The sequence below is a fragment of the Bifidobacterium callitrichos DSM 23973 genome, from assembly GCF_000741175.1.
GTDB classification, from domain to species: domain Bacteria; phylum Actinomycetota; class Actinomycetes; order Actinomycetales; family Bifidobacteriaceae; genus Bifidobacterium; species Bifidobacterium callitrichos.
On record NZ_JGYS01000003.1, the window covers coordinates 227,178 to 245,577 of the forward strand.

Annotated in this window: 17 protein-coding genes; 13 read left to right on the top strand and 4 right to left on the bottom strand. The window is 54.6% G+C overall.

Features of this window, described 5'->3' with window-relative positions; genetic code table 11:
* Positions 1–38: 38 nt before the first annotated feature.
* Both BCAL_RS02840 and BCAL_RS02845 read right to left on the bottom strand, forming a co-directional pair.
* Entirely contained in the window at positions 39–1,490 is a 1,452-nt protein-coding gene (locus BCAL_RS02840) for a relaxase/mobilization nuclease domain-containing protein (protein ID WP_044088992.1), read from the bottom strand.
* Entirely contained in the window at positions 1,481–1,885 is a 405-nt protein-coding gene (locus tag BCAL_RS02845) for a MobC family plasmid mobilization relaxosome protein (protein WP_043164798.1), read from the bottom strand. The genes BCAL_RS02840 and BCAL_RS02845 overlap by 10 nt, the downstream gene beginning before the upstream one ends.
* 289 nt (positions 1,886–2,174) lie before the next feature.
* Here BCAL_RS02845 and BCAL_RS12120 point away from each other — a divergent pair, with 289 nt between their 5' ends.
* On the top strand, positions 2,175–2,681 hold the full coding sequence (locus tag BCAL_RS12120) for a hypothetical protein (RefSeq protein WP_052119034.1): 507 nt from the start codon (positions 2,175–2,177) through the stop codon (positions 2,679–2,681).
* Between the two features lie 28 nt (positions 2,682–2,709).
* Positions 2,710–3,042: a hypothetical protein gene (locus tag BCAL_RS02855; RefSeq protein WP_043164796.1), complete on the top strand. Its 333-nt coding sequence runs from the start codon at positions 2,710–2,712 to the stop codon at positions 3,040–3,042.
* Between the two features lie 115 nt (positions 3,043–3,157).
* Here BCAL_RS02855 and BCAL_RS02860 read toward each other — a convergent pair whose 3' ends face one another.
* Complete coding sequence (locus tag BCAL_RS02860; protein WP_044089056.1) at positions 3,158–4,717, bottom strand: ParB/RepB/Spo0J family partition protein; 1,560 nt, start codon at positions 4,715–4,717, stop codon at positions 3,158–3,160.
* Positions 4,718–4,806: 89 nt separating this feature from the next.
* Entirely contained in the window at positions 4,807–5,424 is a 618-nt protein-coding gene (locus BCAL_RS02865; protein ID WP_150335865.1) for a DUF4192 family protein, read from the bottom strand.
* Positions 5,425–6,087: 663 nt separating this feature from the next.
* On the opposite strand from BCAL_RS02865, the gene BCAL_RS02870 reads away from it, so the two are divergent.
* The 11 genes from BCAL_RS02870 (at position 6,088) to BCAL_RS12590 (ending at position 18,224) form a co-directional block, all read left to right on the top strand.
* Positions 6,088–7,269, top strand: a complete 1,182-nt coding sequence (locus BCAL_RS02870; protein ID WP_223847978.1) for a sensor histidine kinase — start codon at positions 6,088–6,090, stop codon at positions 7,267–7,269.
* A gap of 16 nt (positions 7,270–7,285) precedes the next feature.
* The gene (locus tag BCAL_RS02875) at positions 7,286–7,993 is read left to right on the top strand and encodes a response regulator transcription factor (RefSeq protein ID WP_032743799.1); all 708 of its coding nucleotides are present in this window, start codon (positions 7,286–7,288) and stop codon (positions 7,991–7,993) included.
* A gap of 246 nt (positions 7,994–8,239) precedes the next feature.
* Positions 8,240–8,923, top strand: a complete 684-nt coding sequence (locus tag BCAL_RS02880; RefSeq protein WP_043164790.1) for an ATP-binding cassette domain-containing protein — start codon at positions 8,240–8,242, stop codon at positions 8,921–8,923.
* A gap of 170 nt (positions 8,924–9,093) precedes the next feature.
* A complete protein-coding gene (locus BCAL_RS13065) occupies positions 9,094–9,222 on the top strand; it encodes a lasso RiPP family leader peptide-containing protein (RefSeq protein ID WP_106426817.1) in 129 nt (42 codons plus the stop codon).
* A 54-nt stretch (positions 9,223–9,276) separates the two neighbouring features.
* Entirely contained in the window at positions 9,277–10,866 is a 1,590-nt protein-coding gene (locus tag BCAL_RS02885; RefSeq protein WP_043164788.1) for an asparagine synthase-related protein, read from the top strand.
* A complete protein-coding gene (locus tag BCAL_RS02890; RefSeq protein ID WP_043164786.1) occupies positions 10,853–11,125 on the top strand; it encodes a PqqD family protein in 273 nt (90 codons plus the stop codon). Before BCAL_RS02885 ends, BCAL_RS02890 begins: the two co-directional genes overlap by 14 nt.
* Positions 11,122–11,550: a lasso peptide biosynthesis B2 protein gene (locus BCAL_RS14050; protein ID WP_081886553.1), complete on the top strand. Its 429-nt coding sequence runs from the start codon at positions 11,122–11,124 to the stop codon at positions 11,548–11,550. The genes BCAL_RS02890 and BCAL_RS14050 overlap by 4 nt, the downstream gene beginning before the upstream one ends.
* Complete coding sequence (locus BCAL_RS02895) at positions 11,547–13,319, top strand: ABC transporter ATP-binding protein (RefSeq protein ID WP_043164784.1); 1,773 nt, start codon at positions 11,547–11,549, stop codon at positions 13,317–13,319. Before BCAL_RS14050 ends, BCAL_RS02895 begins: the two co-directional genes overlap by 4 nt.
* A 371-nt stretch (positions 13,320–13,690) precedes the next feature.
* Positions 13,691–16,243, top strand: a complete 2,553-nt coding sequence (gene lanKC, locus BCAL_RS12585) for a class III lanthionine synthetase LanKC (RefSeq protein ID WP_150378753.1) — start codon at positions 13,691–13,693, stop codon at positions 16,241–16,243.
* Positions 16,224–16,358 carry a hypothetical protein gene (locus BCAL_RS13910; RefSeq protein WP_257798101.1) on the top strand — a complete coding sequence of 45 codons (135 nt, stop codon included), beginning with the start codon at positions 16,224–16,226 and terminating at the stop codon, positions 16,356–16,358. The genes lanKC and BCAL_RS13910 overlap by 20 nt, the downstream gene beginning before the upstream one ends.
* Before the next feature lie 63 nt (positions 16,359–16,421).
* On the top strand, positions 16,422–18,224 hold the full coding sequence (locus tag BCAL_RS12590) for a prolyl oligopeptidase family serine peptidase (protein ID WP_081886551.1): 1,803 nt from the start codon (positions 16,422–16,424) through the stop codon (positions 18,222–18,224).
* The last annotated feature ends 176 nt before the right edge of the window (positions 18,225–18,400 follow it).

Sequence of the window (18,400 nt, forward strand, 5' to 3'; positions counted from 1 at the left end):
CATCCGTCGTGGTTCGTTGCGTTCCAGCTTCCGCCGGCTCACCGGTTCCTGCGGCGGACACGATGCCCGTCATCGCGGCGTTGCGCGCGCCGTGCGCCGTCGGAGCGTTCGGAGGCTGGCGCGGTGCGGGCGATGAGCCGGCGCAGGGCGAGGGCGTCGGAAGCCAGGTTGCGGGTCTCCTGCTCCTCGATGGCGAGCTGGGCTTCCAGTCCCGTGGCGTCGGCTCCCTGATCGTGGTTGTCGGCGATGAGCGCGATCAGGGCGCGCATGTGCTTCGCGTTGCGTTCGACGGAGTCGGTGAGTCGGCCGAGCGTCGCCAATCGGCCGTCGCCCTCATCAATGACTTGGGCGAGCACATTGAGCTCGCGCAGGCTGTCGGCGAGCCGGTCGCAGGCGATCGCCTGACGCAGCGCGCGCCCGTTCACGCCGGTCATGTCCCGGCCGTCGAACCGTTGCCGACAGTAGTCCTCAAGTCGCAGCGCGGGCCGTGCGAACCATGCGTACAGGCTCTCGCAGTCCGTTGACCGCACATAGCCGCCGTTCCCGTCGGTGAGCACCTGTCTGACGTCGTCGGACAGGTAGGCGTGCCAGATCCTTCCGTCGCGCACGAGCCGGTCGCACGGTATTGCCAGGTGCAGGCGTCCGTGCGTGCCGGGCACCCGCACGGTCACCGCCGTATCCGTCCGACGGGTGATCATGGCCTCATGGAAGATGATCTCGCTGAGCGTGCGCCGGTGGATCTTGCCCATGACGGCGAGCATGTTGTACGCCACGCCCAGTCGCCGGTCTCGGATTCCGCGGGTCTGCCCGCATGACGTGTAGGTGATGCGTCCGCCGCGAACGGTCGCGTTGACGCCGAGCGTCGCGAGTTCGCGGCGGAATCCCGCGAAGTCATGGGCGTTCATGCAGGCCGTGTCGATGCTGGTGCGCAGCCGGTCCTTGAGGTTGCCGCCTCTGGCGCTCAGGTGGAGTTCCCCGATCGACGGGGCCACGCGCCCGGACTGTTCCGGCATGAGGATGTGCAGCCCGTATTCGCGGCACAGCCGGTCGCTGATCTTCCGCCATTCGCCCAAAGTCCCTTTCCGCAGACGCAGGGCCTTGCCCGTAATCCGGTCTGCCGGGCAGATGAGGATGTGGTTGTGCATGTGGGACCTGTCGGTGTGGGTGGCGATCACGTAGTCGTGCGTGCCTCCGGTGATCTCCCGGACGAACCGTTCCCCGATCAGATGCGCCAATCGGGGCGTGACCTGGTCGGTGGGATCGAACGATTGGATCACGTGCAGCGCCAACACGGCGCCCCGTCGGCGTGAGCCGCCTTTCGTGGCGTCCAACGCACGTTCGAAGCCGCGGGCGATGGACTCGGCGTCCGTGATGTCATCGCCGACGGTGGTCGAGGCCCACCGGTAGCCGTCGGTCTTGGCCGGGTTCGTCACGTAGGCGATGCTGCGGGCGAGCGTGCTTTTGATCTTGCCGATCTTGACTACAGCCATTCGGGCACCCCTTTGGGGTCGACGTCGGTCTCCACCCGGATGCTCAGGCCCGCGACCAGTCGTTCCGCCTGGCGCAGCTCGTCGAACACGCGCGAGAGCATGGCCAGGTCCGTCTCCCGCGTGGTGTTCGCGTGACGGGCGATCTGGTTGACGTTGTTGCCGATCCTCGCCAGTTGGGCGCTCACGTCATGCAGGTTCGCGGGCACGGTGATGTTGACGCGGTGGGCGCATCTGATCCGGTTGCGGGCGAACGCCATCCATCCCACGGGCCTGAGCCCGGCTTGGATACGCTGACGGTTCTCCACTTTGAGCGAGTCCGCCACCCACCGCCATTCCTCCTCGCTGAACGTGACCGTCTTGCGGATCGTCCTGGAACGGTTGCCTTTCCAGCCCATCGGCGCCTCCTCATATCGGGTTCCACGGGTGTCCCGCGATCGGCCCCGAGCTTCGCGGGGCCGCGCCGGTGTACGTACACCGGCGATGCTTGCTGCACACCAACCGCCCCTCCGGGGAGGGATGGTTGCGGCACCGGTCAGTTTCACCTTCGTGCCACGCCATGCGCGGCGGACTCCATGTCACGTTTCGCATGCCGGTGCCGGTTCCGTTTTCGTGTCCGCCGGCATCATGGCCGGCGTCGTTCTACGATGCGGGGCAACGAAGAACAATCACCGTGAGGAGACCGTCATGGCGAAGCCGAGGGAACGCAACCGGGCGATGCGCGCCATCGCCGACAACGCATTGGATGCCGAGTTGGAGGCGCTTCGGCGCAAACGCGGCGAACTGTCGCGTTTGGGCATCCTGCTGGACGACATGCGCTGGGCCGCGGAACGATTCCGCGACGCCGCCCAGTCGTTCTGCGACGACCATCACATGCCGCGCGCCCAGCTTGTGCGCACGCTCAGGATGGAGCCGAGGGAGACGGGCATGGCGTTCCATGCCGTCACGCCCGACTACGGACATGCCAATCCCGCCGATAGCCATGGCGAAATCCATGATGGCGCGGATTCGGCCGTCGAATCCGGCGGCCGACCGGCATCCGCCGCCGATGCGCCGGAGACTGCCCTGACGAAGGACAACGCCGCAACGGAGAATGCGGCTGATGCCATGGATGCTGACACGTCCGGTTCGATTGGATTGGACCCGGAGGGGTTGCGATTCGGTTTCCCGCGTCCTGGCGGCTACGCTGGATGACATTGGCGACATACGGGAGGTGACGGCGATGCCGATGCTGCTGGTGATGCTTGGCCTGTCGCTGGCGACGGGCGTGATACGCACGCTGATGCGGGGCGTGGCCTCGTGCCTTGCCCTGCTCGCGCACCCGTTGCGGCTCGTGGTGTTCCTCGCGAATTCCGTGTTCACGGCGTTCGCCATGCTGTCGGGATTGCTCATGCTGGCGTTCCTGCTCATGCATTTCCTCGCCGGCTCGGACGCTCCGGCATTGGACGGCTCTTTCACGTTAATCGTCGCCGCGTTCCTCACGGCCGTGCTTGCGAGCATGCTCATGGATTGGTGCGACGCGCGGCTCCGACGACGCTCCGCCCGCCACGGCTGAGCGTCACCCGCCGCCGCTTGGCTCCGGCAGGTGCGGGCGCGCATGCGCCGTCACGTTTCGCCGTCCGCGCCCGGACTGGGCGGAACCCGTATTCCGGTTCCGCCCAGTCCGTCGTCTATTCGGCGTCTTCCGGTTCGCCGGATGCGTCGTCGGTCTGCGACGTCCCGTCGTCGTCCGGTTCGCCGTCCTGCCCTATGCCGGCATCCCCGCCATTGTCGTCGTCATCGATTGGCGCGAGGGAGCCGTTGAGGGCTTCGGTCTCCGTGTCCGAGGTGCGGTAGCCGAGCGTTTCCAAAGCCTCGTACAGTGGCGCGGCGTGTTCCGCGATGGTCGCCGCGCCGCGCCACGTTTCCCAGCTGACGCGTTCCTCGGCCAACGCGTAGAGCAGTCCGAACGCGGCCCGTTGCGGGTCGCCGGCAATCATCGCGGTGACGGACGCGCGTAACGGGTCTTCGGCCTCGCTCTCCGGCTCCTCGGCATCGGCGCCGTCGCCCGTCGTGTCGATGCCGGTGATTTGCCCCCAGACGTCTTCGGCGTGACTGTCCCATTGGTCGAATCCCTCGGTGAGCGCATCGAGCGCGAATCTCGCGGACAGCAGGGCGACGGCCCTGCCGATGCCTTTCGGCTGGGATTTCAGTTCCATGAGATGCGTCACGAACGCGATGCGCAAATCACGGCTTGCCCGCGCGAACTCCTTGGCCGGTGCCGTCTCGCGTTCCTCGCGTTCCCGTTCCTCTCGCCAACGCGCCTCCCGCGCCTCGCGGGCCGCGGTCTCCGCCTCCTCGTCCACGGTCTCGTACAGGACGATGCCGCGCGCCCATGACGCGCCTTCGGCCCGCACCCCCACGACGGGCGTGGCACCGTCATGGGAGTCGCGCCATGCGTCGATGGCCTTGGCGATGTCGCCCGTGGTCAGCATCGTGGTGCGTCGCAATCCCTTCGGCGAGTCATACCAGCCGTCCGTGTTCGGTTGTTCGTCGGCCGCGTCGATGCCCATGCGTTCCAATTCGGCTCTCGCCGTGTCGAGCCATTCGCGCCATGTCCGCTCCTGCCGGGCGTGCTTGACGGCCATGTTCCAGTTCTTGCCGCCCGCCGCCTCGGCGAGCCGTTCCTGAAGGTCCGGATACCGGTCGAAGTCGGCGATGGTTTCCCAGTCGTCGATGCTCAGCTGGGCGGTTCCGGCCTTGCTTCGCGCGTTCTCGCCGATGGCGGCTATCTTCAGGCGTCGGCGCACCAATGACACGGAACGGCCGGTACGTTGCGCCGCCTCGTCCACGCCCACGCCCAAATCGAGAAGCCCCTGATAGCCGTCGGCCTCCTCGATGACGGTCAGGTCGGCGCGCTGGCTGTTCTCCACGAGCATGAGCTCGCGTTGCTCCCGTTCCGACAAATCGGCCACCACGGCGGGCACCCGGCTCAATCCGGCGAGTTTGGCGGCGGCGAGGCGACGATGCCCGATGACGAGCAGGTAGCGTCCCCGCGGCGTGGGAGTGACGAGCAGGTTCTGCCGGATGCCCTGCGCGCGTATCGAATCCGCGAGTTCCGACACGTCGCCCACGTCACGGCGCGGGTTCGCGGGGTTCGGGTCGATGAGACCCACGTCCAGCATGACGATGTTCGATTCGTCCATGCTCTCGTCGGTCATTACGGGACGTTCGATGATTGCGGTTTCCATGATTGTCTCCTTGAAAAAATCGGATGATTGGGATTGGTCGGGGCTTCCGGCGTCGGAAGCCCCGACCGGATTGAATCCGCGGCCGACGTTCAGTGGCGGCGGCGTTCCGTCCATGCGGGGCGGATGCCGTGTTCGCTGGCCGCGAGCACGAGGGACGCCAGCGAACAGTCGTCATCCAAGGCCAAGGCCTTGAGCGCGCGCACCGCGGCGGCGGTCGAACGGTCGGCCATCCACAGCAGGTACGCGCACGACGCCATCGGCTGCGCCTCGTATCCGTCCGGCGCGTCGGCCGTCACCGATTCCAGCAACGCCGTCGCGCGTTCCCCGCGTCGCGTGTCCGGCTGGTAGTCGGCGTCCTTGAACGCCCGTGACAGTTCGCGCATGACCACGGCCGCCGATTCCATCGAATGCGGCTGGGCGTACAGCATGTGCAGTTCGCCGCCGCCCATTTCGCGCAGCGATGCGAGTATCAGCGCGTCCCGCATGCTCAGGCACTCGGTCATCAGCACCGCCAGCGTGACGCGCTCCTCATGGGAGAAGCCGCCCTCGTCGCGCGACAGCAGGCCGTTCCACCTGTCCATCAGGGGCGCGAACCACTTGTCGGCCGCTTGCGCCGGTCCAAGTTCACGCCGGTCCTGAAGAAACCCGTCGCGTACGCGTTTCGCCAGTCCGGTTCCCGCCATGCGGGTGTCCACCATGTCGTTCATGTCCATCGGTCCTTTCCGTGTGGTTTCCATTTCGGACACCACCCGCCTGCCATGCGCGTAGGCGGAGAGACCGGAGGCGTGGACCGCGACGATCCGGGCCGTAGCGAAGACGGCATGCTGGTCCGCCGTCGCAGCGCAGGCACGGGAGCGGCGCGGGACACGGCGCAGGGAACACAGACGGAGCGCATGGCATGCTGGTGGTGGCCGCAAACCCCTCGTCAGATTCCGCGCGGCCCACCGCCGCGAGCATGCGAGCGGCCAAGCAACACGGTCATGCGCGTAGCGCATGGCCCGGGGCCGCGTTCCCGCGCCGATTGCGGAGAGTATGTCGAACAGCCCCGCCTGGAGCATTCTCTCCGCAAGCGGAGCGGGAAGTCCGCGATAAGTTACTGTCATCCGTAGATGTCAAACAGGAGCCAGGTCATGGACATGCGAGCCTCGAATCGTAGATAATGGGAGAGCTGTATTCTCGGACAACGAAGAAGGCGTAAGGTGCAGGTTGCGAGGAACCGCCTCATTATGGGCTCACGCCGGGGTAAGTCATCAGATGGGGGACAAACGCTGGCCGTCACCCCGCGGGATCGATTGATCCTATGGCTTCGTCAGCTCAAAGGGGAACGCCTGCTTCGTTTCACGACGACTCTGATCTGCATCGTTGGCACGATGGGCGTGCTGATCCGCGATTATGTGAAAGAGCGGATGGCAATCGGCACAGGATATTCGTTTATCCGGTTCCTCAACGAGGGAGCGGGGATATGGTACTTCCTCATACTGCTGGTTTTAGGAGCCATAAACGTGACGTTAAGGTCCAGAAGCCCCGTGGCGTTGCTGGCCTTGGAATTCATAGAACTCTCCCTGGGCGTCCTGTTCGGCGTTGGCCTGCACTCATACACGCAGGTCGCGCTTATCCTGGTGCTCTATCTGTGCATTCGGCTTCCCCTGTATGCCCAGGCCATGTGCGATCTGGCCATGATCTGCATGATCGCAATGCAATGCATCTATCCCTCCTATCTACAGCCTCAGTATTTGGCGTTACTGTATTCCGTCGCTTTGGCCGGCATCGCATCCTCACTGTTGTCCATAGTGCGGGAACGGCGAACGGCGAATAGGCTGCTGTCCGAGGCACGGCGAAAGGCCGCAATACTGGCGGAGGAGAAGAATCGTACGGAACGGCGCCTTCGCATGGCCAACGAACTGCATGACAGCGTCGGTCATGGATTGACCTCGATCATCGCGTTATCGCAGGGAGGCGAGGACTGCATAAGGAACGGCGGCTATTCCGACCCGCAACTGGCCGATGTCTTAGCGGAGATCACATCGATTGCGAAGGACAGTCTGGGTGATACGCGCCGCATCTTAAAGGTCTTCAATGAAGAGGAATCGCAGCCGTCTTTGGAACAGGTCGGTCTTGAACCAGTGAATCAGGATGACATCCTTCGTTTACGGGATTGGGACGATATCAGACCCGTACTGGAACACATACGCTCAACCGGAATCATCGTCGTGTTCACCGAAACGGGAAGACGCGTCGAGGATCCCCGCCGTTCGGATTTATGCTTCGCCGTCACTCGCGAGGCACTGACCAATGCCCTTCGGCACGGCGCGGGACTGACCCGCATTGCCGTCTCCTGGAATCATTACCGTGATGGCGGAACAGCAATCACGATCCGCAACGATGGACACGTCTCCGGACACGACACCACCGGCGAGGCATCCGGTCAAAGCGGGAAGCCGACAGGTGGAACCGGACTGCAACGACTCTCCCAACGCCTTGCGAAAATGGGCGGCACCCTGTCCTATGGGCCATACGGCAATGGCTGGGCGGTCAAGGCACTAATCCCCTGAAAGAAACGGAAGAACCATGAAGGATGCAAGAGACGACATCATCAAGGTCATGCTGGTCGATGACATGCGAGGGGCGCGCACCGGCTTCATGATGATGCTGAACAACGATCCGAACATCATCGTCAGCTCACAGGCCGCGGACGGCGCCCAAGCAATCGAGTTCCTACGGCAATCACCGCAGCAACTGCCTGACGTGATTCTGATGGACGTGCGCATGCCCGTCATGGACGGCATAGAGGCGACGGGCATCATCAAGGAGCAATTCCCCCAAATCCAGATACTGATCCTGACCACATACGATGAGGACGATTACGCCTTCGACGGATTGGCGCGCGGGGCATCCGGATTCCTGCTCAAGGATGCGACCCCCAAACAGCTACGTGACGCCGTACACGCCGTGCATAACGGAGATGCGGTATTGACACCGAGAATCACCGGTGAAGTGCTCAATCGCGGGGTTCGGCCCATATCGGACAACACCCGCATCAAGCTGCTACGAAGCCTATTCGACGGACTTTCCAAGCGGGAACGTGAAGTCGCGGAACTCGTGGCGGCAGGCTTGTCCAATCAGGAAATCGCGGAGCGCCTATTCATCGAAACGACATCGGTACGGCGCACGGTAAGCCGCATATTGGCCAGAATGCACATGCGGGACCGGGTTCAAATCGCCATAGCCTGGTATCAATCGGGGCTGGACCAAATAACAGGCGGCAAACCAGCATAAAAATCACGATATTCATCTCAAGGATTGTGGTGTTTGTCATCTTCAGATGACAAACACCACAATCCTTTTATTGGAGAATAGAGCGAACTGGTTAACTGTCTATGTCCATCGCTCAAGCGAACGGAACAAACCTAGCATATATATCACGTCACTTCTGCCATCCCCTAAGATAGGGCAGTATCCAAAAACCGTTAGGGGGGGGGACTTCGATTATTGCGGCTCGGGTCAATCGAAGAAAGGAAAACGATGTGCCAGCTGCCCGATTCGGCTTCACCCATCATCGCGTTTGAGAACGTCTCATTCAATCATGCCGGTCGCGAATTGCATGGGATCTCATTTGCCGCCTATGCAGGTCGAGTCACCGTTCTGATGGGACCGCATGACGCCGGCAAAACAACTGTTCTCCGGATGCTGTTGGGACTGGATATCCCGGATTCCGGATGCATATCCACCTGTGGCAAACCCTATGGCACATCCCGTATACCAAAAAACGTTGTGAGTGCAATGCCCGAAGCCATTTCACTGTCCCCGTATTACTCGGCCGGAACCTATCTTCGTTGGAAGGCGCTCTGGGCCGGGACGTCTGATTCGCTTCTTGACGGGATCATTCACATGACCGAACTGCAGAATCTTCTCACCGTCAAGCTCCACGATCTCGCTCCGATCGGTGTCCTCAAAATGCGATTCGCTATAGCTCTGCTTCCCAACCCCAAAGCCCTGATCGTAGACGAACCGCTCCAGGCACTTGATCAATCGGGCACGAATTGGATCTGCGAGCAGATACGGAAGCAGGCGAATCGTGGCGTTGCGGTGCTCATCGCATCCGAACCGGACGGCAGACTGAAGCCGATTACCGATGATGTTGTGGTACTGGATAAAGGCACCGTGGTAAAAGAGGGTTCCCGCGGCCAGCTCTGGAAGGAAGACTGAAAAACGCCGGCGGATCACCCGCTCCCATAGGTCCATGTGTTTGGTGTTTGTCATCCGAAGATGACAAACACCAAACACATTCTTGGATGTACCATCCAAATCAGGTTAACTGGAATGGCATGCACCGGCATGCAATCCGGTTCCATATACAGAACATGAGGAGAACGAAGATGAAGGATTATGTGCCTCCTGTCGTTGAGGTCATCGCATCATTCAAGGAAGCAACCAATGGCGTATGGTTCGGCAACTATGTCGATGTTGGCGGAGCCAAGGCCCCGTTCCCTTGGGGATCGAACTGACCGAAACCCTGCATATATTGATGATCCCTAGCTGTATCAGGATAGGGAAACGTGATGCCGTTTACGCATAAGAACCCAAACCGTACCGTGATTGTCCGCGGCGGGAAGCCGACGGACCGTTCGAAGCTTCCCGCCTCCATCAGCATCAATGACGAGGGAACATGCGTCCAGGTTCCTCTGTTGAGTGGCGATCGCATGTTCTGGACCGTCTCCGAAGATGAAGTGCTCCTGTCGGACAGCGCCTTCCGGCTTGCAAGCATCACGAACGCCGATCTTGACCTGGAACGCATCATCATGGATCTGCTGCCTTCGCTCCCTGACAGCCTGCGAGGGGACAAATCCCCATGGAGGAACATACATTCCGTACCCGCCGCAACCACACTGCACCTCGACAAATCCAATAGGCCGCGATATACGAGAGCGGAACCTTCACCCATAAAACATGTTTCAAACGACGTAATTCTGGCATCGCTAAGGAGCCGTTTCCTGACGATCGCGGATGAGTGGCGCAATGAGGCACCACTATCCGCCGATGTGTCCGGAGGAGTGGATTCCGCCGCCATCGCATACATCTTCGCCAGTGAGGGGGTTCGTATGCCCCTGTATCATGAAACACCCGACGATCCAATGAATCAGGATTCCCGATGGGCCGAGCGAATCTCCGAGGACGTTCGGATGCCACTCATCAAAATCGGCCGAGTCGTGGATGGAAACAGATCATTCGAATCCACAGCCGAATATCCCAACAGAGAGATACCTGAAGAACCGGTCTTCTGGAGCGATATCGAAGGCTATCTCAGCCGAATCTCCGAAATGGAAGCAGACACAAGCCGTATCCATGTCACGGGTTTCGGAGGAGACGAGCTGTTCGCATCCATGCCATCCTCATCATGGAGTTGTCTGCGGGAACACCCGCTGCGGCTACGGGACATTCGAAGACAATACAGCGCCGATTACCGGGTCCCACCCTATCAGGCAATTCTCGATCTGACCGACAGCACCGATCTGCATGAGGAATTACGGTCATCGCTCCTGGACGCGGAACAAGATCATGGCCATCGCTCCTCGCCTTGTGGATGGCACGATGCCATACGCATTCCCGAATTCCTGACCGCGAAAGCCAGGGATACCCTATATGGCGCCATTGAATCACAATTGAAACACGCCGACATTCGGCCATTAAGCCCCGACCGAAGCCGTCATCAGGCGCTCTACTCTCTGTCAATGCAGGCACGAATGCTCAATCAGGTTAATCGGACGTTCGCCTCCGACGACATAACGTTCCGCTCCCCCTACCTGGACCGTGGAATCGTGGGCTATGCGCTATGCGCCCCAATCAGTGCACGCACCGAGGGAAATCTACACAAAGCCGTATTGTACCGGGCGCTCAAGGGTATAGTCCCCGAAACGATATTCCGGCGTCCCGTCAAAGGCGATCACTCATATTCACTGTATCTGGCATGGCAACGCTCGAAAGACACGCTGCTCGACTCAATCGCCGGCGGAGTGCTGGACGAAGAAGGACTGATCGATATACCAGCCGTACGGCGTCGAGCTTCCATGCCGATGCCTGACATCACGTTTCTGTTTGAAATGCAACGAGTCGCGGCAGTGGAAAGGTGGCTAAGACATGCAAACCGATAACACGATGGCGAACACCAGCCTGAAAGACCAGATATCCCTATATCCCAAAGAGGGAGGGGCAATCGTATTCGTCAACGACACCGGCGAATACCTGCAGGTCAACGAAATAGGCCGAATCATCCTCGACGGTCTGATGCACGGCAAAACCGTCGAGGATTGCATGAACGCAATCGCCGAAGAATATCAGACCGACAGACAAATCATCGTCCGGGATACGGAACGATTCCTCGCCGATATAGGGAAGCACGTGCGCCTATGAGTATCCCTCTACAGCCGGAAGCAACCACACGCGTCAACTTTCACGACCGCCTGGTGGCGCTGATTGCCATCATTATCGGAAGACGGATGGAACGACAACGAATCGGAAAGTTCTGCCGCCGGCTTGAAACGTGGTCCGAACGGTATCCGCCAGCCGATGCCGACATGGCGAAGCGTTACCGCAACGCCGTATGTTCGGTAAGCCGCAGATGCCGCAGCCAGCAGGGTTGTCTGCTTCGGTCGCTCTCCACGGCGGCGGCATGCCGCATATCTCGCCGATCCGTCACATGGTGCACCGGGTTCACCGATCGTCCCTTTCGCGCACACGCCTGGGTCGAAGCCAACGGCATACCCATCGGCGAACCTGATGCCGTCAGACGGTACACCATCACCAGAACCAGTTCCGAACGGAAAGATACGCAATGACCGCCAACGACCCGGACGACACCATGCACATGAAACATGCCTCCATGTACAATCTGATTTCTCCTCTCCGAAAATACCGAGGACGGCTGGCACTCATCCTATGTCTTGGAGCCATAGGAGCCGTTATGACGCTGCTCGTGCCTAAGTACATGACCAACTTCTTCCAGAATGGTGTATTCCAGGTTCCCCAGTGGCCCGTCATTGCCGGAATGCTGTTACTCGTCACCGCTTCAGGAGCTATATCAGCCCTACAGAACTACCAATTGCAGAGCACAGGGGAGGATATCGTAAGGGATGCTCGTCTCGCACTAAGCAAACACCTGCTACGTCTGCCCATACGCGAATACGATCAACGTGACTCCGGCGACCTGCTCAGCCGTGTCGGCAACGACACCTCACAACTGCGTAATGCATTCATGCAGTGCACATCAGCCCTTGCATCAGGTTTCATCACCGTCATCGGTTCCGCTGCGTTTATGGCAATGCTTGACCCGATCCTATTCGGCACAGCGATCACCTTGCTCCTTACGGTATTCACGCTCATGCTGCTGTCCGCTAAATTCATCGAACGAGCAAGCTATGACAGCCAATACACGCTCGGCGACCTTACCTCCACGCTCAATCGTGATCTCGCCGGCATCCGCACCATACGCGCTTCAAACGGCTTCGAGAACGAGAATAAGGTTATTGCCGCCTTGATCAACCGCGTCCGCCTGTCCGGACTCAAGATTGCCAAAATCCAGTCGATCGTCAATCCACTGGCCACGATAGCCCTGCAACTCGCAGCTATCATTGTGTTCGGTCTGGGATTATGGCGCGTAACCACAGGGCTGCTATCCGTAGAGAAACTTACTCAGTTCATCATGTTGCTGTTCATCAGCATCTCACCGCTCAGCCAGATCATTTACGCAGGCTCACAAATCGGCAATTCAATGGCCGCAATGAACCGTATACGGGAAATATTGGATATTCCCGAAGAAAAGGACTCTGACACCGTCGTCGCAACAATCAATGAACATATGCCGCTGGCACACAGCGGGCCCCGTCCGCCAGCGGTGGAATTCCAACACGTCTACTTCTCCTATGGATCCAAACCAATTCTGCGTGACCTGAATCTCTCCATATCCCAAGGAAGTGTCACGGCACTTGTCGGGCCCTCAGGGGCAGGGAAAAGCACGATCCTGCAACTTATCGAACGTTTCTATGATCCTTCCAGCGGAAATATCAATGTACTCGGTAAGGACATAACAACCTGTGATCGAGACGATTTACGCAGCCACATCGCATACGTGGAACAGGATTCACCGGCACTGTCCGGTAGCATACGAGAGAACCTACTTCTCGGATCAAACGATTGTAGCGATGATGAATGCCGACGGGTATTGGAATCCGTGAATCTCTCCCATCTGCTAGATCGATCCGACAAAGGTCTTGATATGCAGATAGGGGAAAACGGAATCATGCTATCAGGCGGAGAACGCCAAAGACTCGCCATAGCCCGCGCCCTTCTTTCCACGGCAAAAATCATCCTGCTCGACGAAGCCACCGCAAACCTGGACGCCGATAACGAACGCCTTATCACTCAGCTATTGACTCAGGTAGAAGGCCGCACTTTTATTATCGTTGCGCATCGACTCGCCACGATAATTGACTCCGATCTTATATATGTACTTAATCAAGGGCGGATTATCGGATCGGGAACCCATAAACAACTTTTTAAAACGGCACCATTTTATCGCAATCTCGCAACGGAACAATATATCTCATAGCTAAAAGAAATTTGGCGATTTATTACAATAATTCCTCATCTAACTATAAAATATAGTTATTTTATATATGCTGCATATATATCACTTTTCACCGATTACAACCGATTGGACATCTACACAAAATACACTATGTTCCGCTAGGTCAAATAAGCAACACTCTGACTAACTCTATAACAAATACAGACATAAACTATACAAAAAATGTATATATCATCATATGATGACAAGGCCGACGACTGGACGGAAATCTATATCGACTCTTATCTCTTGTCATCTGGAGATGACAGATAACCCATAACGGGTCGCGCGGCACGCGAATAGGTGATGTAATAAAAATGTCATAAGCCATTAATAAGGAAAGAGACAGAATCGTGCCCATCGACCTAAAATATATCCCATTCTGTCAGTCCAACAGTTCCTTCTATGAGCCACCAGATCGTCAATCTTCGCCAAGACTTGATGATGAAATTCACTTTCCAAATAATTGGAAGATATATAAAGGTACCCCATGGACAAATTGTCGTCCTAGTAATGTTAAAATTCCGGAACAGGGATGGAAGATTCACATCTCGGCAACTCTTTGGAATTATGAAAAGATATTAAGAGAAGTATCAAATTATTGTTTTTCAAAAAAAGTCGCATTTAAATATCTATCAACAAAAGCTGATTTTTTTGATCAAAACAGTAAATATACCGATAGGGCTGCTGCCGGAAAATATATTACAATATATCCAGTAAACGAATTGGAGTTTCATTCTACTCTCAATGGGTTAGACGACATTATTGGGAATGAGTCAGGACCCTATATCCTTTCGGATAGACGTTGGAGGAACGGGCCTATATTCTATCGCTTCGGCGCTTTTATCCCGCCTAAGGATAAGACAAAATATATAAGTGTATTGAAAAGGCCCGACGGAGTCGAGGAGGAAGATGTACGTCGTCCTACCTTTATCGTGCCGGATTGGGTGAAAATACCGGAATTTCTACACGAATCCATAGAATCTCAATCTATACCATTCCCATTCGAGATGAAATCAGCTATGCATTTTTCATGCGGTGGAGGTGTGTATACCGCAGAGGCGTTGACGGATGAATACGTTTCAAAAGGAACTATCGTTGTACTAAAGGAGGCGCGACCATATACGGCGCTTGATTCCGACGGCCATGATGCTGTATATCGTTTGAAGCACGAAGAACATGTCTTATCCGAATTACAAGATACGGGCTTTGTGCCTCAGGTATTCGGAATGTTTAGAGCATGGGAAAACCTTTATCTCGTGATGGAGAAAATACCAGGGAACAACCTTAAGCATGAATGCATGCTTAGAACTCCCATACTAAAGCCAGCTCCTTGGAAACTAGATAATGCTGCCTTTGGGCAATGGGTTGATCATACCGTTTCACAGCTTGATAAAGCAATGTCGCTCTTTCATCGACACGGATGGCTTCTTGGTGATATTCACCCTAAAAATATCATTATGGAAAACGGAGTTAATCCTAAATTTATTGATTTTGAATTCGCGCACAAAATGGATAAAGGATGGCGAATTAAACAAATAGCACCAGGATATGGTCCTCTGACAGGGTTTACCGGCACCGACGCAGATTTTTGTTCATTAGGGTTGCTGGAGTTAGATATGCTTCTTCCTCAAGCCACCATTACAGATCAGGGCAATGAAGGAAGCATTATACGAATCGCTAGACACGCGCAGAGTCATCTCGATATTAACGAAGACTCCATCGAATCTATAATTCAAAAGACATCTAAAAATACTCAGCTATCCTTGGATCAGCGAGCTGTCAATCTCGCTTCTATTGAAGATTTAATACATGGACTAGCTCGGGGAATAAAGGCACACCTTCATTTTGATGAAGGCGCTACAGTTGCTCTACCCGGTGATATAGAACTATTTGGCCCTAATGCTGTACAAGCCTCGGTGGGATACCCTTATGGCGTTGCGGGTGCTTTGTCGACGTTAGCTTTGGCAGGTGATCCAATAGATTCCGCATCGGTTCAAAAAGCATCTCAATGGATTTTAAATCATCTTTCGGGCGTTAAAAACCGAGGATTCGCCGGCAAAGATGGTTTGGAGTATGGCTTACGCATGGCGGGATTTGATGAACTCGCTCGAGAAGCACATTCTTTGCCCGTGGCAAACCCCATTAATCCTACTTATTGGTCCGGATGGGCTGGCGTCGGCCTAAATGACCTAAGTATCGGGTCGAATAAATCATATGATGAACTATTTTTAGCCTCATCAAAGTTGCAGAACATGCTTACCAACGATGTCGAATGTGAATCCGCTGGATTATTATATGGCTGGTCTGGCGCGGCCTTATTGTGGGCCGAAATCTATAGAACGGTTGATCGAGATGAAAAATATGTGGATTATGCACTACATGCAATACAAAACGATATTAAAAAATGTGTTTTGACCCAAAATATGACCATGGAATACGATGAAAAGTGGAGAACTCTGCCATATCTGGGAACCGGGTCATGCGGTATTGCAATCGCTTTATATGCCTTGCGAAAAGCGACCGGAGAATGTCTCTTGGACAAAGAGTATGAGTCCCTAGTTCGCGCATGCACCTACTATCAGTGTGCACAGGGAACATACGCATATGGTATGTCAGGCTTTTTGACTTTTCTGAATGCAAAGGACGATAAAAGCAAGCTGGAATATCAGGTAATTAACTCATATTGCGATTCTCTTCGACTATTTATCATTCCAAGTAAAGGCGGTTTTTATGTCCGAGGAAATCAAGGACTAAAACTGTCGTGTGATTTTCTGACCGGATCCGCCGGAGTCCTCGGATCTCTTGCCGCACTCCAGGGGAAATGGTCAGGCATACCGTTCCTGTCATGGAACGATTCCTTAGATATTAGAAAGGAGGTGCACAATGGGAAACAACGTTCTTGATTTTCAAATCTTGACTGCTGACGGCGAAACGGATGATGCAGCACGTATCAGCACGTTTAGCTTCAATGGCCCCTGCCCGGGCCTGCCGAGTACCTTGACCTACAGCAACTGCTGACAAGACAAGTGTCTGGCACCAATTCGCAAAATTGATGCCAGACACTTTTGCAATGGAGTAACTATGAAGTGTACAACACTCAATCAACCCATCAAATTGTATGAAGAATTCTCTGACAAGTATCGCAGCAAGGCGCAACAACTTTGTGAACATTTAATAGAGGATACAAATAATTTTCATTATTCCAGTAATCAATCGCTCGAATTAATGCAAATTAATAATGAACTAGTAATTCATTTCAAGGATGATCCGTCGCAATATATTCATTTATGTCAAAAACCGATTGGAAGAATATCTGGTTTTTACATTAATTCAGAGAAGACAATAGCGGCATTATTAACGCAGATGCCAAAAACTGATTTTTACACTATTTCATTATATGAATTGAAAAAGCAATCCGCCAATATTCTTCTGAGGTGCAACAATGTTGTACCTCAGATAAGAACGACATACCATTCTATCTATTGGATTAATAAAAGCAAATCAAATCGCCCGTATAAACTAATGATGGCAAACAAGTGTGGCATCATTGAAGTATACGGCACAAATAGTGAATATGATATATTATCTTTCGTTTGCAGTAATGATGCGGTTATTGTTATAAGAATGACGCACGGAGACAATTCTCGTATGCTGTTTTTCGATGATTTCGGCGAAAGAGACACACGCTTTAGGGAAATTACTGCATCACTCCCCATTGATTCGATGGAGATTACAAATACTCTTCTATATGCTATCGTCAATAACCAACTTCTAATTATTAACTTTTTTAACGATATACATGATAGGCAAATGATTCAGTCTCCCCATGGATTTATTCCTAAATCATTGCAAAAGCGTAATGGGATTGTTTATGTGATAGGACGCCTATCGGGCGACTCCGCCATCTGGATTCCATCTCTCGGACAAAATGGGATATGGAAAGCTCCTCCTTGTGGAGTTATTAGTTTTCTTGGATTTCAGGATAGATTCCCTGTTTTCTGCATATCATCTCCAATCCATCAAACGCAAATTGTAACAGGAAATAGGAAAGGATTCTTAGAGGCTGTATCGTCCACACCTAATATTCACTGTCGCAAAATTATTATCCGGAGTAGAGATCAAACAAATATTCCCATTACACTTTTTTATAGACTTGATAGTATTCTCGAGCAGTCTCCTATTCTATTGATGGCATACGGATGTTATGGAATCGCACTTGAGGGAGCCTATGACCGTTTGATTTCATATGTCATACAGTCCGGCATAACTGTTGCCTTCTGCCATATTCGAGGTGGGGGCGAGTATGGGGAGGAATGGCATAGGCAAGCGATAAAAAACAATAAGTTCATATCTATCAATGATTTTCTCGATTGCACTAAAGGATTGATTGCAAATAACTTATGTGACGCCAAACGCATTGGAGCAGTGGGTTCAAGCGCCGGCGCTTTGGTTGTTCTTTCTGCCGCATTGCGCCGCCCGGATTATTTCAAAATTGTTCAATTATCGCACCCTTTTTTAACACCGGAATTGATTCTCACAAACCCCGACAATCCACTTACAATTAGCGATTGGGATGAATTCGGATATCCATCATCATCTTCTTGCTATGACTCGTTTTCACCTTTGGCGCAATTGCGGCGTCTTCCAGCTGATTTTTCTAATCAAGCTCCTGACATTTGGATTACTGCCGGCAAGAATGATATAAAGGCGCCTCTCTTATATACGGAACAATGGCTGAATTCATATTCGGCTATTGTTCCGTCCGCACATAATTCGGTGTTTTTGCAACTTTTAGATGAAGGACATCACAATTCTGATGATTCTTTGACCGGTGGCTGTTTATCAACTATATGGTTACTCGACTCTCTCTTCGACACAGATTGACATCTTTTGATGTCAATCGTCTCTCCGGCATAGACGATTGACTCGTCTTTATGGATACTGTCGGCAGTAGCACTCTCGTAGGAAGGATTCTCGTCCATGAAAAAACAACCAAATGACTTCATTGGGGTAAATACATATTTATCGATTCAGGCGCGTGGGCTGGTCAAGCGTGTGGC

Excerpts from the sequence above, each read along its gene's own strand:
- BCAL_RS02840 (WP_044088992.1), bottom strand. The coding sequence starts at position 1,490 with ATGGCTGTAGTCAAGATCGGCAAGATCAAAAGCACGCTCGCCCGCAGC.
- BCAL_RS02845 (WP_043164798.1), bottom strand. The coding sequence starts at position 1,885 with ATGGGCTGGAAAGGCAACCGTTCCAGGACGATCCGCAAGACGGTCACG.
- BCAL_RS12120 (WP_052119034.1), top strand. The coding sequence starts at position 2,175 with ATGGCGAAGCCGAGGGAACGCAACCGGGCGATGCGCGCCATCGCCGAC.
- BCAL_RS02855 (WP_043164796.1), top strand. The coding sequence starts at position 2,710 with ATGCCGATGCTGCTGGTGATGCTTGGCCTGTCGCTGGCGACGGGCGTG.
- BCAL_RS02860 (WP_044089056.1), bottom strand. The coding sequence starts at position 4,717 with ATGGAAACCGCAATCATCGAACGTCCCGTAATGACCGACGAGAGCATG.
- BCAL_RS02865 (WP_150335865.1), bottom strand. The coding sequence starts at position 5,424 with ATGAACGACATGGTGGACACCCGCATGGCGGGAACCGGACTGGCGAAA.
- BCAL_RS02870 (WP_223847978.1), top strand. The coding sequence starts at position 6,088 with ATGGGCGTGCTGATCCGCGATTATGTGAAAGAGCGGATGGCAATCGGC.
- BCAL_RS02875 (WP_032743799.1), top strand. The coding sequence starts at position 7,286 with ATGAAGGATGCAAGAGACGACATCATCAAGGTCATGCTGGTCGATGAC.
- BCAL_RS02880 (WP_043164790.1), top strand. The coding sequence starts at position 8,240 with ATGTGCCAGCTGCCCGATTCGGCTTCACCCATCATCGCGTTTGAGAAC.
- BCAL_RS13065 (WP_106426817.1), top strand. The coding sequence starts at position 9,094 with ATGAAGGATTATGTGCCTCCTGTCGTTGAGGTCATCGCATCATTCAAG.
- BCAL_RS02885 (WP_043164788.1), top strand. The coding sequence starts at position 9,277 with ATGCCGTTTACGCATAAGAACCCAAACCGTACCGTGATTGTCCGCGGC.
- BCAL_RS02890 (WP_043164786.1), top strand. The coding sequence starts at position 10,853 with ATGCAAACCGATAACACGATGGCGAACACCAGCCTGAAAGACCAGATA.
- BCAL_RS14050 (WP_081886553.1), top strand. The coding sequence starts at position 11,122 with ATGAGTATCCCTCTACAGCCGGAAGCAACCACACGCGTCAACTTTCAC.
- BCAL_RS02895 (WP_043164784.1), top strand. The coding sequence starts at position 11,547 with ATGACCGCCAACGACCCGGACGACACCATGCACATGAAACATGCCTCC.
- BCAL_RS13910 (WP_257798101.1), top strand. The coding sequence starts at position 16,224 with ATGGGAAACAACGTTCTTGATTTTCAAATCTTGACTGCTGACGGCGAA.
- BCAL_RS12590 (WP_081886551.1), top strand. The coding sequence starts at position 16,422 with ATGAAGTGTACAACACTCAATCAACCCATCAAATTGTATGAAGAATTC.